We start from the raw sequence: 15,419 nt of genomic DNA, 5'->3' as shown, positions 1-15,419 counted from the left end.
CCACCGCCCGTTCCGACCACGGGGTAGATCCCCGAAGCGGAAGGAACTGTCGATGGTGTATCCCGAGGTTGGCGTCGGTCTCCCGGTGGTCGGGTTGCGTGGGCCCGACGCGGTAGTGACGATCGCGAAGGCAGCTGACGACCTGGGTTTCGCGGCGGTCTCGGTGTTCGAGCGCCTGCTCGTCCCGGCCGCGCCCGATTGGATCAACCATGCCGGGCTGCCGGGAGAGGCGGCGTACGACGCACTCGACACGCTGGCCTACGTCGCGGCGCACACCAGACAGGCCCGGCTCCACACAGCGATCCTCGTACCGCTGTTCCAGCAGCCGGTGGTGCTGGCCCGCCGCGTGGCGACGATCGACCAACTGTCCGGCGGCCGGATGGATCTGGGGATCGCGCTCGGGTGGTTACCGGAGGAGTTCGTCACGACCGGCGTACCCGCTCGGGGCCGGGTGGCGGCGTTCGAGGAGTCGATCGCCGTACTCCGGGCGTGCTGGGGACCCGATCCGGTCGAACATACCGGAGCGCACTACACGGTGCCGATGGCGATCGTCGGGCCGAAGCCCGTCGCTCCGCTGACCCTGTACGGCGGCGGCGTCACGCGGCCGGCGGTCGAACGCGCGGCGCGGCTCGCGGACGGGCTGACGCTCGCGCACCGCGACTGGGACTCCACCCGGGCCGCTGTCGGCTGGTACCACGAGGCCGGAGGCAGCGGGCCGATCGTCCTCCGCGCCGGACCGATGCGGCCGCACCCGATGCTCGAAGGCCCGCCCGGTTTCACCCCCGAGACCATCCTCGACGACCTCCGTCGCTCCTCCGACGAGGGCATCAGCCGAGTGGACTGGGACCTGAACCTCGTCGGCACCCCGATCACCGAGCAGGTCGCCGCCCTGACGACCCTCGCCCGGCGCCTGCGGTAATCCGGGTGAGGGGCTGGGGCCGGGCGCCTAAACTGGACTGGTTATGCCTGATGCCCGGACCGAGTCCCCGAGTCCATCCCCAGCCCCCTCCCAGGACCCGGCCAAGCGCCGGCGCCGCCGCCGCGGCGGAAAGGGAGAACGCCCGGCCACACCCCCAGCCGCGACCGACGACGGCTCTGTCGACGGCGGGCTCAGCCTGGCGGAGGTCGTCGGGCGGCTCGAGGGGCTGACCGCGTACGACCGGGAGCAGCTCGGGCGGCGCCTGGAGCGGGTTCGGCGTACCTCGGACGCTCGCAAACGGGCGGCCGAGCTGCGGAGTGTGGCCGGGGCGGTCGAGCAGGCGGAGCGGCGGGTCGAGGTGCGGCGGAGCGCCGTACCGGAGATCACCTACCCCGAAGAGCTGCCGGTCAGTCAGCTGAAGGACGAGATCGCGGCCGCGATCCGGGACCACCAGGTGGTCGTCGTCGCGGGTGAGACCGGCTCCGGCAAGACCACGCAGATCCCGAAGATCTGTCTCGAGCTCGGCCGCGGCGTACACGGCATGATCGGGCACACCCAGCCCCGCCGGCTGGCCGCGCGCACGGTCGCGGAACGTATCGCCGAGGAGCTCGGCACCGAGCTCGGTGAGACGATCGGGTTCGCCGTCCGGTTCACCGACAAGGTCAGCGAGCGCTCGCTGGTGAAGCTGATGACCGACGGCATCCTGCTGAACGAGCTGCAGCGCGACCGCGACCTGAGCCGCTACGACACGCTCATCATCGACGAGGCGCACGAGCGCAGCCTGAACATCGACTTCATCCTCGGCTACCTCAAACGCCTGCTCCCCCGCCGCCCGGACCTCAAGGTCGTCATCACCTCGGCGACGATCGACCCGGAGCGGTTCGCCGAGCACTTCGCGGCCGCCGACGGCACCCCCGCGCCGATCGTCGAGGTGTCCGGCCGGACCTACCCGGTCGAGGTGCGGTACCGGCCGGTCAACGACCCCGAGGACCCGAGCACGATCGACCGCGACCAGACGCAGGCGATCCTGGACGCGGTCGACGAGCTCGAGTACGAGGCGTCCGGCGACGTCCTGGTCTTCCTCAGCGGCGAGCGCGAGATCCGCGACACCGCCGACGCGCTCAACGACAAGTACGCCGCCCAGCGCGGCAGGCCCGGCGCCGTCGAGGTCCTCCCGCTGTACGCCCGGCTGTCCAACGCCGAGCAGCACCGCGTCTTCCAGCCGCACGGCAACCGCCGGATCGTGCTCGCCACGAACGTCGCCGAGACGTCGCTGACCGTCCCCGGCATCAAGTACGTCATCGACCCCGGTACGGCGCGCATCTCGCGCTACAGCCACCGCACCAAGGTCCAGCACCTGCCGATCGAGCCGGTCTCCCAGGCCAGCGCGAACCAGCGCAAGGGCCGCAGCGGCCGGACCAGCGACGGCATCTGCATCCGGCTGTACTCCGAGGAGGACTTCACCAACCGGCCGGAGTTCACCGACCCGGAGATCCTCCGCACGAACCTGGCGAGCGTCATCCTGCAGATGACCGCGATCGGGCTCGGCGACATCGCCGCGTTCCCGTTCATCGACGAGCCCGACAAGCGCAGCATCACCGACGGCCTGCAGCTGCTCACCGAGCTCGGTGCGATCGAGACGCCGAAGGGCGGCCGGCTGACCCCGATCGGGCGGCAGCTCGCGCAGATCCCGCTGGACCCGCGGCTGGCCCGGATGATCGTCGAGGCCGACAAGCACGCCTGCGTGCGCGAGGTGATGGTGATCGCCGCCGCGCTCTCGATCCAGGACCCGCGCGAGCGGCCGACCGACGCGGAGGCCCAGGCGCAGCAGGCGCACGCCCGGTTCCGCGACCCGAACAGCGACTTCCTCGGGTACCTGAACCTCTGGAGCTACCTGAAGAAGCAGCAGAAGGAGCTGTCCGGCAACCAGTTCCGCCGGATGTGCCGCAGCGAGTACCTGAACTATCTGCGGGTGCGTGAGTGGCAGGACATCTTCGCGCAGCTCCGTCAGGTCGCCTCCCAGATCGGCGTCCAGCTGAACAGCGGCGAGCCGGCCGACCCGCAGAGCGTGCACATCGCGCTGATGTCCGGCCTGCTCAGCCACCTCGGCATGAAGGACCCGGCGAACCAGCACCAGTACCTCGGCGCGCGCGGCACGAAGTTCGCGATCTTCCCCGGCTCCGGGCTGTTCAAGAAGCCGCCGCAGTTCGTGATGGCCGCCGAGCTCGTCGAGACGTCGAAGCTCTGGGCGCGGGTGAACGCGAAGATCGAGCCCGAGTGGGCCGAGGACCTCGCCCCGCACCTGATCAAGCGGTCGTACTCCGAGCCGCACTGGGAACGCAAGGCCGGCGCCGTGATGGCGTACGAGAAGGTCACGCTGTACGGCGTGCCGATCGTCGCCCGGCGCAAGGTGAACTACGGCAAGGTCGACCCGGAGGTGTCGCGGGAGCTGTTCATCCGGCACGCGCTGGTCGAGGGCGACTGGGACACCCACCACAAGTTCTTCCACGAGAACCGCAAGCTGATCGAAGAGGTCGAGGAGCTCGAGGAGCGCACCCGGCGGCGTGACCTGCTGGTCGACGACGAGACGCTGTTCGCGTTCTACGACGAGCGGATCGGCGCCGAGGTGGTCACCGGGCGGCATTTCGACACCTGGTGGAAAACGGCCCGGCAGCGTGACCATGACCTGCTGGACTTCGAGCGGTCGCTGGTCGTTCGTGAGGGTGCCGAGGTGCGCGAGGAGGAGTTCCCGCTGCGCTGGACGCAGAACGGGATGACCTTCGACCTGACGTACGCGTTCGAGCCCGGCACCGACGCCGACGGTGTCACCGTGCACATCCCGCTGCTGGTCCTGAACCAGGTGACCGCGGACGGCTTCGAGTGGAGCGTCCCCGGGTTCCGCGAGGAGCTCGTGACGACGCTGATCAAGTCGCTCCCGAAGGCGGTCCGGCGGAACATCGTGCCGGCGCCGGATCACGCGCGGCAGATCCTTCCCGAGCTCGACCCGGCGTCCGGGCCGCTCACCGATGCGATGGCGCGCGCCCTGCGGGACCTGCGCGGCGTGGTGATCGAGCCCGAGGACTGGGACTGGAGCCGGGTGCCGGAGCACCTGCGGATGACGTTCCGGGTCGAGGACGACCAGCGCAAGACGGTGGCCGAGGGCAAGGACCTCGCGAAGCTGAAGGAGAAGCTGAAGCCGCGGACCAAGGCCGCGATCTCGCAGGTGGCGTCGAAGGCGGTCAGCGGGCTGGAGAAGTCCGGCCTGACGGACTGGACGTTCGGCGATCTCCCCCGCAGCTTCTCCGAGCACCGCAACGGGCTGACGGTCGCGGGCTACCCGGCGCTCGTCGACGAGGGGAAGAGCGTCGCGATCCGCCTGCAGGAGACCGAGCGCGACCAGGCCGCCGCGATGTGGGTGGGCACGCGCCGCCTCCTGCTGCTGACCATGCCGTCGGTGATCGACGTCGTGCAGCGTCAGCTGAGCAACCAGCAGAAGATGACGCTGATGGCGGGCCCGCACCGCACTGTCGGCGAGCTCCTCGACGACGCGATCGCGGCGGCCGTGGACCAGCTGATGGCGGCCGCGGGCGGTCCGGCGTGGAACCTGACCGCGTTCTCGATCCTGCGGGACGCCGTCCGGTCGGAGCTCGCGGACACCGTGCTGACGATCCTGCAGCAGGTCGAGCAGGTGCTCGCGCACGCCCGGACCGTGGACAAGCAGATCTCGCGGGCGTCGAGTCCGGCGCTGCTGGCCGCGCTGTCCGACGTACGGGGTCAGCTCGAAGGTCTCGTCCACCCCGGCTTCGTCACCGAGACCGGCGCGCAGCGACTGCCGGACCTCGTCCGGTACCTGCGCGGCATGGAGCAGCGACTGGACAAGCTCGGCGCCAACGCGGCCCGCGACCGCTCCGGCATGGCGGTCGTCGACATGCTCACCGACGAGTACCGCAAGAAGCTCCGCGCGGTGCCGACGGGCAAGTACCCGAGCCCGGGCCTCCTCGAGGTCCGGTGGATGCTCGAGGAGCTGCGCATCAGCCTGTTCGCGCAGACCCTCGGCACGCCGTACCCGGTCTCCGAGAAGCGCATCCGGAAAGCCCTGGCCGAGAGCTAGGGCTTCAGGATCGCGGCTTCGACCCGCTCGGTGAGCCAGCGGGTCGTACGTTCGACACCCCAGCCGAAGTCGTCCGCGGCGAGCGCGAACTGGGCGTACCGGAAGTGGAAGAAGATCACCCGCACGGCATCCTCGACCGTGACCCCTCCGGCGAGGCCGCCGGCATCGCGCATGCCGGTGACGATCTCGCGGAGCGAGGTCTGGTGGCGTTCGTCGGCCACCTCGAGGAACGCCTCGGCAGCGGGCGCGCCGGCCGCGGCCCGGGTCACGATCCGGATGATGTCGCCGGACTCCGCGTAGATCGCGACGTACCCCTTCGCCAGCGCGTCCAGCTTGGCGTGCGCCGACTCGGCGGCGGCGCACTCGGCGATGATGCTCGGCACCAGGTTGCTGGTGGTCCACATGTCCATCAGCTTCTGGAGCAGGCCCTCCTTGCCGCCGCACTGCGCGTACACCGTCGCCGGTGACACCTGGGCATCCCGGGCGATGCTCTCGACGGTGGTCTGCGCGTACCCGTCCCGGCCGAACAACTTCCGCGCCGAGCGCACCACCTCCCGGCGGGTCATCTCCGCGTAGACATGGCGACGGCTCCGGGACTGTTCCTGCGCTGGCACCGGCACCCACCTGTTCGATCTCCGACGATCCCGGCACGGCGCGAGCGCGGCCGGTTCCGCGGCGAATCTATCGGAGCGGGACCGGCGGCGCCGTGCTGCCCTCAGGACTTGATGAAGTCGAGGAGATCCGCGTTGATGACGTCGGCGTTCGTGGTCGGGATACCGTGCGGCCAGCCGGGGTAGGTCTTGAGCGTGGCGTTCGCGAGGATCTCGACGGCCCGCGGAGCGGTACTGCGGTAGGGAACGATCTGGTCGTCGTCGCCTTGCATGACCAGGACCGGCACGCTGATCTTCTTCAGGTCGTCGGTGTAGTCCTCCTGGGCGAACGCGTCGACGCAGTCGTACTGAGCCTTCGCCGAGCCCATCATGCCCTGGCGCCACCAGTTCTGGATCACTGCCTCGGACGGTTCGGCACCCGGCCGGTTGTACCCGTAGAACGGCCCGGCGGCCACCTCGCGGAAGAACTCCGACCGGTTCGCCGCGATGCCCTGCTTGAGACCCGCGAAGACCTCCGGCGGCTGGCCGTCAGGGTTGGCATCGGTGAGCTGCTGCGACGGTACGACGGAGCTGATCAGCACGGCCTTGGCCACGCGGCTCTCGCCGTGCCGCCCGAGGTAGCGCACCACTTCGCCGCCACCGGCCGAGTGACCGACGTGCACGGCGTCGCGGAGATCGAGGTGCTCGACCAGCGCCGCGAGGTCATCGGCGTAATGGTTCATGTCGTGGCCCTCGGAGACCTGGGCCGACCTCCCGTGTCCGCGGCGGTCGTGCGCGATGACGCGGAAGCCCTGGCCGAGGAAGAACAGCATCTGGTTGTCCCAGTCGTCAGCCGACAGCGGCCAGCCGTGGCTGAAGACGATCGGGCGGCCCGATCCCCAGTCCTTGTAGAACAGCTCCACCCCGTCGGGGGTCGTGATCGTCGCCATGGTGTGTTCTCGCCTTCTCGATCGACGCGGTCCGCGGGCAGTCGCTCGGGGCGGGAGCGTGCACGCCGCGGTCGACGGTAGGGGGCCACGGTTGACGGCCAGTGGATTTGCAGTGGATCGCTGGCTGGAGCGTGACTCCAGCCTCTAGAGTTCGACTTGACCGAAGCCCGTAAGGAGGCCGGGCATGACCGAGACGCTCCTGCCTCGAAGCGCCGATGGAGAAAATCTCGGCTCGCTGAGGCTGCAGGTCCTGGGACCGTTGCGGGTCTGGCACGACAGCGTCGAGGTCGCCCCCGGTCCACGCCAGCAGGCCTACCTGCTCGCGCTGTTGCTGGCTCACGCCGGCAGGCCGATCGGCGCCGGCGAACTCATCGACCTGATCTGGGGCGAGAAGGAGCCGGCCAGCGCACTGAATGTGCTCCACAAGTACGTCGGCTCGCTGCGCCGTTTGCTCGAGCCCACCCTTCGACCGCGGGAGCCGAGCGCGTACCTCGTGCGGAGCGCCAACGGCTATCTGTGCACCGCCGGTCCGGAGGTCCTGGACCTCGCGCGCTTCCGGCAACTCCTCACCACGGCGCGCGCGACCCGCGAGGCAGCCGCGCTCGACCATTACGTCGCCGCACTGGAGCTGTGGAGCGGCCCGGCCGGCGGAAGTGCGGCGCACGGCCCTGCCGCGATCCCGATCTTCGCCGGACTCGACGACGAGTTCTTCGGCGCCTGCGTCGAGGCGACCGAACTCGCGATCTCCCAGGACCGGCCGGATCGGGTGCTGCCCGCGCTCCACCTAGCCTCGACCATGGCGCCGTTGCACGAACCCGTGCACGCCGGCCTCGTTCGCTCGCTGTGCGCTGCCGGCCGGCAGGCGGAGGCGCTCACGACGTACGACCTCGTGCGTCGACGGCTCGCGGACGACCTCGGCATCGACCCGGGTGCGGCGCTGCGGTCGGCCCAGCGGCAGGTGTTCGACCAGAGCCCTGCGGCAGGCCTCCAGCCCGCGTCGTACTCCCTGCGGACGATGCCGGCCGCCGCGGACCTCGATCGTCAACTGGTTGGCCGGGTGCAGGAGTTCGACCTGATCCGGAAGGCCGTCGAACCGGCCCTGACGTCCGGTACGGCCGTCGTGCTCCTCGAAGGTGAGCCCGGCATCGGCAAGACGAGTCTCCTCCACGAGGTTGCCCGTCACGCCCGGCATCGAGCGGCGCACGTGGTGTGGGGACATGGCCTCCAGGGCGGCGGCGTTCCCGCCCTGTGGCCGTGGGTCGAGGTCGTCGGGAGTGTCCTCGAGACCCGCTCGACGACCCGTCGCGCGGAGTGGCTTGCCGGCGATCTCGGTCACCTCACCGGATCTCGGGACGCTGCCGGGGCGGCGCCACCGGTCCCGGACGACGGCGCCCGGTTCCGGCTGTTCGAGGAGGTCGTCGGCGTGATCTCGGAGTCAGCCTCCGAGCATCCCCTGCTGATCGTCCTCGACGACCTCCAGTGGGCGGACCCCGCCTCGTTGCAGCTGCTCGAACATGTCGTCGCCCGGCTTCCCGCCGGCACTGCCGTCGTCGCGGCGCTGCGCAACCGGGACCCGTCGCTCAGCCTCGAGTTGGCCCGGGCGCTTGCCGCTGCCAGCCGGATCGCCGGGCACCGACGGCTTCTCGTCGGCCCGCTCGCCGAACCGGATGTCGCCGAGCTGATCCGACGCGAGACGGGCCGGCTGCCCACCGCGGAAGTCTCCCGCGCGGTCCATGCCCGGGCGGCCGGCAACCCGTTCTTCGTGCAGGAGATCGCGCGGCTCCTCGCCGACGACACCACCGTCACAGAAGACTCGGTGGTGCAAAGTGGCGTCCCGCTGACCGTCCGCGACGTCGTTCGCGACCGCATGGGTGCACTGGATCCCGGCGCTCAGGAGCTTCTGCAGATGGCCGCGCTCGCAGGGCGCAGTGTCGAACTGGTGCTACTCGCACGCATCGCGTCTGCGGACGTGGCGACGTGTCTCGAGCGGCTGGAACCGGTCCGCGACCTCGGCCTCATCGGTCCCGCGCCGGGAGACCCCTTCACCTACTGCTTCACCCACGATCTGGTCCGCGAGGCGGTCTGCGAGGCCGTGCCGCCCGGACGTGCCGCTTCGCTGCACCGAGGTATCGCCGACGCGATCGAGGCGCTGGGCACGGGTGACGAATCGGTCGCCGAGCGGACGGCACACCATCTCTGGGAGGCCGGTCCGCTCATCGACCGGGCGCGAGCCGTCTCGGCCCTGCTCCGGGCCGGCGCCCGGGCGACGGCGAAGACCGCGCTCCACGACGCTGAGCGTCACCTCGTCCGGGCCGTCGAGCGAGCCCGCGGCGCGGCTCTGCCCGAGCTCGAACTCGAGGCGCTGACCCGGTAGATCGCGGTGGCCGGGATGCGCTCGATGTACGGCGCTTCTTCCGTCGACCTGCTGGAGCGGGCGGAGGCGGTGGCGAGAAGTCTCGGCCGCGAGCGCGAGGGTGCGGGCTTCCTGTTCTCCCGGTGGACGGCACACGTGCAGGGCCTCGACCTCGAGCGTAGCTGTTTCCTCGCGGATCGCCTGCTGGAGCAGGGATCGGCGTCGCCGGACCTGGTGGTCCGCGGCTACGGAGACGCCGCGTGGGGAATCCAGCAGTGGCACCTCGGACGCATCGGAGCGTCGTTCCGCCATCTGACGGCTACGGCGTCCCACGGGCCGTCCGACGATCGCTCCCCCGACCAGGTGCGCGACGGGCTCCGGCTGCTGACCGCGGCGATGCTCGCCGAGATCTCTGCCTATCACGGGAAGTCCGCTGAGGCACGGAGGCTCCTGGACACACTCGTCGCGGGCGCAGGCGACGATGCGTACGCGACCACCGTCGCGACGTGCATGGCGACCCGGGTCGCCTCGGTCGTCGGCGACCCGGAGTGGGCCCTGCGTGCCGCGGACCGTGGGATCGCGGCGGATCCGCACTTCTCGTTCGGCTTCCTCGGTACCTATCTCCGCCTGGGTCGATGGTGGGCACTGGCGATGTGCGGTCACGATCCTGGTGCTGCCGCGGACAACGCGGAGCGGCTGATCGTGGCCAACCTGACGAACCCGGTCCGCTCCTGTGTCTCCACTTGGTACGCGCTACTGGCGCAGATGCGCCTGGCAGCCGGTTCCCCGGGCGCCGCCGCCGTTGCGCTCGACCAGGCCGACAGCTTCCGGGACCGCTACGGCCAGCGGTCCGCGGACGGCCTGCTGCTTCTCGTCCGGGCCCAGCTGGCGGAGACGATCGCCGGCCCGGACGCCGCCGTACGCCTGGCCGAGCGGGCACGCGCCGTGGCCCGCCGGCAGGAGGCCTACCTGTTCGTGCAACGCGCCGACCGCTTCCTCGCCGATCGGGCCGGCCGAGAGCTAGGAGTTCAGTAGGCGGCGCGCGTGTTCGTGGACGGCGGCCCGGAGTTCGGGTGGGTCTAGGATTTCGAAGGGCCAGTAGATCCGGATCGCGCCGGAGACGAGAGGTCCTAGTTCGTTCGCGGCGAAGCGGACCTCGCAGGTGGCGTCGTCGACCTCTTCGACGACGCCCTGGCTCGGTGGGATGAGCTTTCGCACGGTGTCCGCCGGGGCGTGGACCCGGAGCCGGCCGACGATGTCCCACGGCGCCACCCCGGTGCCCTCGGCCACGAGCGCGATCGGGTCGGGCGGGTTCTCGAAGCGGTAGCGCGCGCCGGTCAGCACCGGGTCCGCGATCCGGTCGACACGGAAGGTTCGCCAGGCCTGCCGGTCGCGGTCGCGGGCGACCAGGTACCAGCGGCGGCCGGTGTGAACGATCTGGAGTGGTTCGACGCTGCGCTCCGACTCGTCGCCGGCGTGGGTGCGGTACCGGAACCGGATCCCCTCGACGTCACGGCAGCCCGCCGCCAGGGTGACCAGCACCTCGCCGTCGACGGTCGGCAACTCCCCCTGCGGCAGCTGACTCGTGTGCGCGCCGATCGCCGCGACCTGCTCACGCAGCCGCGCCGGCAGCACCTGATGGAGTTTCGCCAGCGCCGAGATCGCCGCCTCCTCGACGCCCGACACGGTCGTGGTGGTCGCGACGCGCAGGCCGACCGCGATCGCGACGGCTTCCTCGTCCTCGAGCAGCAGCGGCGGCAACCGCCCACCGGGTCCGAGACGGTAGCCGCCGCCGATCCCGGCCTCGGCGTCGACGGGGTACCCGAGTGACCGCAGTCGGGTGACGTCACGCCGTACGGTCCGGGGCGTGACGTCCAGCCTGGCGGCCAGGTCGGCGCCGTCCCACTGCGGGCGGGACTGAAGCAGTGAGAGCAGTCGGAGCAGACGGGCCGCGGTGTCCATGGTTCTTCATTCTGCCCCGACCTGCGGACCGATCCTGTCCGCAGGTCGTCCTACGGTGATTTCATGACCAAGACACTGGAGCACTTGCTGGAGCTGTCCGGCTTCGCCTGGGAGCGACTCCGCGATCGGGTGGCCGGGCTGACCGACGAGGAGTACTTCTGGGAGCCTTTCGACGGCTGCTGGACGGTCCGCGAGACCCCCGCGGGCTTCGCGGCCGACTGGGCCTGGATCCCGCCGGAGCCGGCTCCGTTCACCACTCTGGCGTGGCGGATCAGCCACATCGTCGACATCCTGCAGGAGGACCGCACTGCCACCTGGCTGGGGCACCGGCCCGCGGACGACGACGGGCAGCCACCGGTGCCGGCCTCGGCCGCGGAAGCCATCTCCGCCCTCGACCACGCGTACGCCGTCTGGCACCGGCGACTCTCCGCGCTCAGCCAGGACGACCTCGACCGGCCGATGGGTGCGATCGCGGGCCCCTGGGCCGACCACGACGGTACGTCGTTCGTGCTGCACATCCTCGACGAACTGATCCATCACGGCGCCGAGGTCGGCACCGTCCGCGACTTCTACCGAGGCGCGCGCGCCGAAGACCCGTTCGGGCCCGCCCTCACCGGCGATGTCACGCCCGCGGACCGGCCCGCGCTGCTCGCCGAAGCCGCAGCGGCACAGCGCTGGGAGGTCGTCCCGCAGCTCGCCGAGCTGGGCTTCGGGATCGACGAACGCACGCCGAGCGGCGTCACAGCAGCCCACCTCGCCGCGGGCACCGGGTCGCTCGACACCCTCCGCTTCCTCGTCGAGCACGGCGCGGATCTGTCGCTCACCGATCCCCGCTTCGACGCCGACGTGCTCGGCTGGGCGAAATGGTTCAAGCAGCCGGAGGCGGCGAGCTACCTCGAGTCGTTGTCGGGCCGGCGCTGACCAGCCAGACGCGTTCGCAGGTCGCGGATGCCCGCTGCAACTGGTCACGCGACTCCTGCGAGGCGTGCGAGGGCGTCGAGGGTCTCGTGGAGGCCTTGGGTGAACACCTCCAGGTCCGGACAGCTGTCCCGGTCGGCGGCCGCGGTGAAGTTCAGTTGCCCGGCGTACGACAACGCGGCGACGACGAGTGTCAGGTTGCCCATCGGCGGCATCAGCGGGAACGTCTCCAGCAATCGCGCGCCGGCGAGATACAGCGGTACCGGCGGGCCCGGGACGTTGCTGACGACCAGGTTCACCGACCGCTGCCGCGGAAACATCCGGTACCAGACACGTTGGCCGGCGACGAACCGGAAGATTCCGCTGCCGGCCTCCGGTCGGGCTTCGTGCTTGCGCGCCGCCGTCTCGGCCGCGATCAACCGGAGTCGCCGCACCGGGTCGGATTCGCCGAGCGGCAGTGGCACCATCATCCAGCCAGGCTTGTTGCCCTTGGCCTCCCCCGGCCCTTCCTGGTGCTGGGACATCGTCACCATCGCGCGCTGCACGAGCCCGTCGACATCCTCACCTCGGCTCGCCAGCAACCGACGCACCCCGCCTGCCACGGCCGCCAGGATCACGTCATTCACCTTGGCGTGCCGGTCGTGGGCGACCTGCCGGGCGACGTCGAGTCGGCCGCGTACGACGGACAGCCGACGCTCGGCGCCCACCGGGTGGTTGAGGCTGGTCCGTGGCGCGGGCTGCTCGGTGAGAACCTCCCGCCACGCCGGCAGGGTCCGCCGTACCTGATGCAGCGTCCGCCGGGGATGGACCAGGCCGGAGACCCCGCGGCTCAGCTCCTGCCCACGCCGGCGCAGGTTGTCGCGCAGCAGCTCACCGGCCGACGGGATTGGCATCGCCGTCCACGGCCGGGGCGCTGGAGCGGAGGCGTCGGGCGTCCGGTCGAGCAGCGCCGCGAAGGCGGCCATCGCCGCGGGCCCGTCGGCGAGAACGTGGTGGACCTTCAGGTACGCGCCGATGCGCCGCTCCGACAGGCCGGGGAGCAGCCACAGCTCCCACAGCGGCCGGGCTGGATCCAATCGCGGCCGGGCCAGTTCCGCGCAGGTCTGCAGTAGTTGGGACTCAGCGGCAAGCGGGCGGACCTTCACATGGTCCGCGAGGTCGAAGGAGGGGGCGTCGATCCACAGAGGCCAGCCCAACCCCAGCGGCGGCCGGTACAGCAACTGCCGGAATCGGGGCACGAGTTGCAGTCTCGGCTCCAGGTGCCGACGGACCATGTCGACGCGGACGCGACCGTTCTCGTCGAGCAGGCTGGTGCCGTCGAGGACGGCGAGTCCGCCGATGTCGGTGGACCAGCCGTAGTCGTCCCACAGCAGCAGGAACAGATCCGACGCTGTCAGTCGTTCGAGGCGACGTCCGCCGGCCATGACGTCACGCCCTCTCCTTCTCGTCTGTGCGGCCTTCTCGTCTGTGCGGCCTTCTCGTCTAGACGGCCGGGACCGGTTCGAGCCCCTGGACGAACGAGTACACCGCGAGTCCTCCGGCGTGCTTCTTCCCCAGCTGCTTGAGCTCTTCCGAGACCTCGCCGAACGCCGTCATGCGGTGGTCGTAGGCATACTTCTCGAAGAGAACAGCCCTGGCCGCCATCACGTGCAGGTTGTGCTCGATCAGCCCTTCACTGCTCTGGTACGCCTCGTGGACCTCGCACTCGGTGCCCTCGGTGTTGACGAACCAGTCGTAACGGATGGTGTGCGTGTCCAGCTCCCGGGTCAGTCGGAGGAGCTCGGCCGCCTGCGCCTTGAATCCCTCCAGTTCGCCCGGCCGGATCTTCAGATGGGCGTGTACTTCCAGATGAGCCTGGGCCGCGCTGGTCGCCGTTGGCCGGATTCCGTCCAGGAACGCGAAGACGGCCGGTGGTGTGCCCATTCGGGCCTCGACGAGGTCGACGAAGCTCTGCGACACCTCGCCGTAGAGCGCCGACCGATGGTCGTGGGCGTAGTCGCGGAAGAGGGTCGTCCGCGCCGCCATGATGTGCATGTTGTGCTCGATGAGTCCCTGTTCGCCCGTGAACAGCTCGTGGACCTCGCACTCGTTGCCGTCCTCGCTGACGAACCAGTCGCAGCGAAGGGTGCGCGTGTCCTGCTCCCGGGTCAGCCGGAGGATCTCGGCCGCCTGGGCCTTGATCCCCTCCAGCTGACCTGGGCGAACCTTGAGGCGAGCGACGACTTCCAGGTTCGCCATGACTTCCTCCTCAGACTCCTCAGAATCGTCAGACGTTCTTCGGAACGTGACTCCGGAACATCACCCGCATGACCTTGTGGCCGAAGTCGGACGTCGGTTCGAACATCAGCGGGCACCCGCCGTCGATCACGGTGATGCCGTGTTGCCGCCCGTACTCGGTGGCGGCGCTCGAGACGCTGCCCGCGCCGGGACCACGGTGCATCCACACCTGAGTGATCCCGAGCTCGGCGCACTCGCGCATCGTGCCCTCGGCCCTCGAGGGCGCGGTGGCGATGACGACGGCGTCGACCCCGCCGGGGATGCTCTTCAGGTCGTGGTAGCTGCGGCTCCCCTCGACCGAGTCGGCGTTCGGGTTGACGGGGTACACCTCGTACCCGCGCTCCCGCAGACGCTTGTACACGACGTTCGCGCCGTGGTCCTTCGGCCGGCGCGATACGCCGGTCACCGCGATCCGCTTGTTCGCGAGGAACGCGGACGCTGCTTCCTGCATGGTCGGCATCTGTCGACCCTCCTTGTCATGCCGTGCCGGGCGGCAGACCGAGCTGGGCCGCGACGGCCGCGTTGTCGTAGTACAGGTTGTCGAGCACGACCTTGCCGTCCCGGACCCGTACCAGCTCCATGCCTCGTACCTCGACGCGTCGCCCGGTCGGCGGCAGCTCGGTGCCGTCGGGCAACGTGACCGGACCGGTGTGCGTACCGGCGAACACGAACTCGTCCGCGAACGCGTCGCCCTGCTCGACGTAGCTGGTGTAACGGTGAGCGAGCTCCGAGAACGCTTCGAGTTCCTTCGCAAGCCGCGCACGGATCACGCTCCGCCCTTCGAAGAAGCCGTCAGGCATCAGCTGGACGGCATCCTCGGCATACAGCTCCATCACACCGTCGAGATCACCCTTGTTGTACCGCTCGACGTACTCCTCCAGCAGTCCTCGGTACTTCTCCCCGGTCACCTCTTCGCCTGCCGGCTCCGCGGACTCCCGTTCGACCTCGAGCGAGTAGTCCGCCGCGTAGGCGGCGACGGCGCCGAGAGCGGCCACCGTGGGCGCGACGAGGAATCCGACCACACCGACCGTCACCGGCACTTCGATCACGGGCTTACCGTCGGAGTTCTTGATGATGATCCGGCGCACGTTGCCTTCGTGGACCAGTCCCTTGACCTTCTCCACGAGGTGTCCGCCCTTGACATCGATCTTCTCTGTCGTCGTCGTGACTTGCTGACCCATGTCCGTCCACCTCCTCAGCTGTGCTCGTTCTACTCATCGCATGCTTGTCTTCGGGATCGGCTCGAGGCAGGGCCGAACGGCATGTTTCGCGGCCCCACCCTGGGGACCGTCGGCTGGACCCGGACAGGTCCGTCGCCTCTGTCGGCGAGGGTGGGTTC

The 15,419-nt window shown here is 70.2% G+C and carries 12 protein-coding genes; 5 read left to right on the top strand and 7 right to left on the bottom strand.

What is annotated here, in order from left to right; translation table 11 throughout:
- Positions 1-52 precede the first annotated feature (52 nt).
- Positions 53-919, top strand: a complete 867-nt coding sequence (locus ABZW60_RS25520; protein ID WP_355480812.1) for an LLM class flavin-dependent oxidoreductase — start codon at positions 53-55, stop codon at positions 917-919.
- 43 nt (positions 920-962) lie between these two features.
- Positions 963-5,030, top strand: coding sequence for an ATP-dependent RNA helicase HrpA (gene hrpA / locus ABZW60_RS25515; protein ID WP_355480810.1), 4,068 nt, complete (start codon positions 963-965; stop codon positions 5,028-5,030).
- On the opposite strand, the gene ABZW60_RS25510 is transcribed toward hrpA, so the two are convergent.
- Together ABZW60_RS25510 and ABZW60_RS25505 are read right to left on the bottom strand one after the other, a co-directional pair.
- A complete protein-coding gene (locus ABZW60_RS25510; RefSeq protein WP_355480808.1) occupies positions 5,027-5,644 on the bottom strand; it encodes a helix-turn-helix domain-containing protein in 618 nt (205 codons plus the stop codon). The genes hrpA and ABZW60_RS25510 overlap by 4 nt on opposite strands.
- Before the next feature lie 101 nt (positions 5,645-5,745).
- Positions 5,746-6,570, bottom strand: coding sequence for an alpha/beta hydrolase (locus ABZW60_RS25505; RefSeq protein ID WP_355480806.1), 825 nt, complete (start codon positions 6,568-6,570; stop codon positions 5,746-5,748).
- A gap of 184 nt (positions 6,571-6,754) precedes the next feature.
- On the opposite strand from ABZW60_RS25505, the gene ABZW60_RS25500 reads away from it, so the two are divergent.
- The gene (locus ABZW60_RS25500) at positions 6,755-8,944 is read left to right on the top strand and encodes an AAA family ATPase (RefSeq protein ID WP_355480804.1); all 2,190 of its coding nucleotides are present in this window, start codon (positions 6,755-6,757) and stop codon (positions 8,942-8,944) included.
- A 24-nt stretch (positions 8,945-8,968) separates the two neighbouring features.
- The gene (locus ABZW60_RS25495) at positions 8,969-9,958 is read left to right on the top strand and encodes a hypothetical protein (RefSeq protein ID WP_355480802.1); all 990 of its coding nucleotides are present in this window, start codon (positions 8,969-8,971) and stop codon (positions 9,956-9,958) included.
- On the opposite strand, the gene ABZW60_RS25490 is transcribed toward ABZW60_RS25495, so the two are convergent.
- The gene (locus ABZW60_RS25490; RefSeq protein WP_355480800.1) at positions 9,944-10,885 is read right to left on the bottom strand and encodes a WYL domain-containing protein; all 942 of its coding nucleotides are present in this window, start codon (positions 10,883-10,885) and stop codon (positions 9,944-9,946) included. The two genes, ABZW60_RS25495 and ABZW60_RS25490, sit on opposite strands and share 15 nt — an antisense overlap.
- Before the next feature lie 63 nt (positions 10,886-10,948).
- On the opposite strand from ABZW60_RS25490, the gene ABZW60_RS25485 reads away from it, so the two are divergent.
- Positions 10,949-11,806 (top strand): DinB family protein, encoded by an 858-nt coding sequence (locus ABZW60_RS25485; protein WP_355480798.1) that lies wholly within the window; start codon positions 10,949-10,951, stop codon positions 11,804-11,806.
- 44 nt (positions 11,807-11,850) lie between these two features.
- Here the strand turns inward: ABZW60_RS25485 and ABZW60_RS25480 are convergent, their stop codons facing one another.
- Genes ABZW60_RS25480 through ABZW60_RS25465 form a run of 4 tightly spaced genes read right to left on the bottom strand, consistent with a single transcriptional unit; the run spans position 11,851 to position 15,261 of the window.
- Complete coding sequence (locus ABZW60_RS25480; protein WP_355480796.1) at positions 11,851-13,227, bottom strand: wax ester/triacylglycerol synthase family O-acyltransferase; 1,377 nt, start codon at positions 13,225-13,227, stop codon at positions 11,851-11,853.
- Between the two features lie 58 nt (positions 13,228-13,285).
- Positions 13,286-14,041 (bottom strand): hypothetical protein, encoded by a 756-nt coding sequence (locus tag ABZW60_RS25475; protein ID WP_355480794.1) that lies wholly within the window; start codon positions 14,039-14,041, stop codon positions 13,286-13,288.
- Between the two features lie 28 nt (positions 14,042-14,069).
- Positions 14,070-14,540: a CoA-binding protein gene (locus ABZW60_RS25470; protein ID WP_355480793.1), complete on the bottom strand. Its 471-nt coding sequence runs from the start codon at positions 14,538-14,540 to the stop codon at positions 14,070-14,072.
- Positions 14,541-14,556: 16 nt separating this feature from the next.
- Entirely contained in the window at positions 14,557-15,261 is a 705-nt protein-coding gene (locus ABZW60_RS25465) for a DUF4342 domain-containing protein (RefSeq protein WP_355480791.1), read from the bottom strand.
- Between the last annotated feature and the right edge of the window lie 158 nt (positions 15,262-15,419).

Origin of the sequence: Kribbella sp. NPDC003557, assembly GCF_040610805.1 — a bacterium.
Taxonomy (GTDB): Bacteria; Actinomycetota; Actinomycetes; order Propionibacteriales; family Kribbellaceae; genus Kribbella.
Note: the sequence above shows the minus strand (reverse complement) of the source record. Positions and strands in the feature narration are given on the sequence as shown.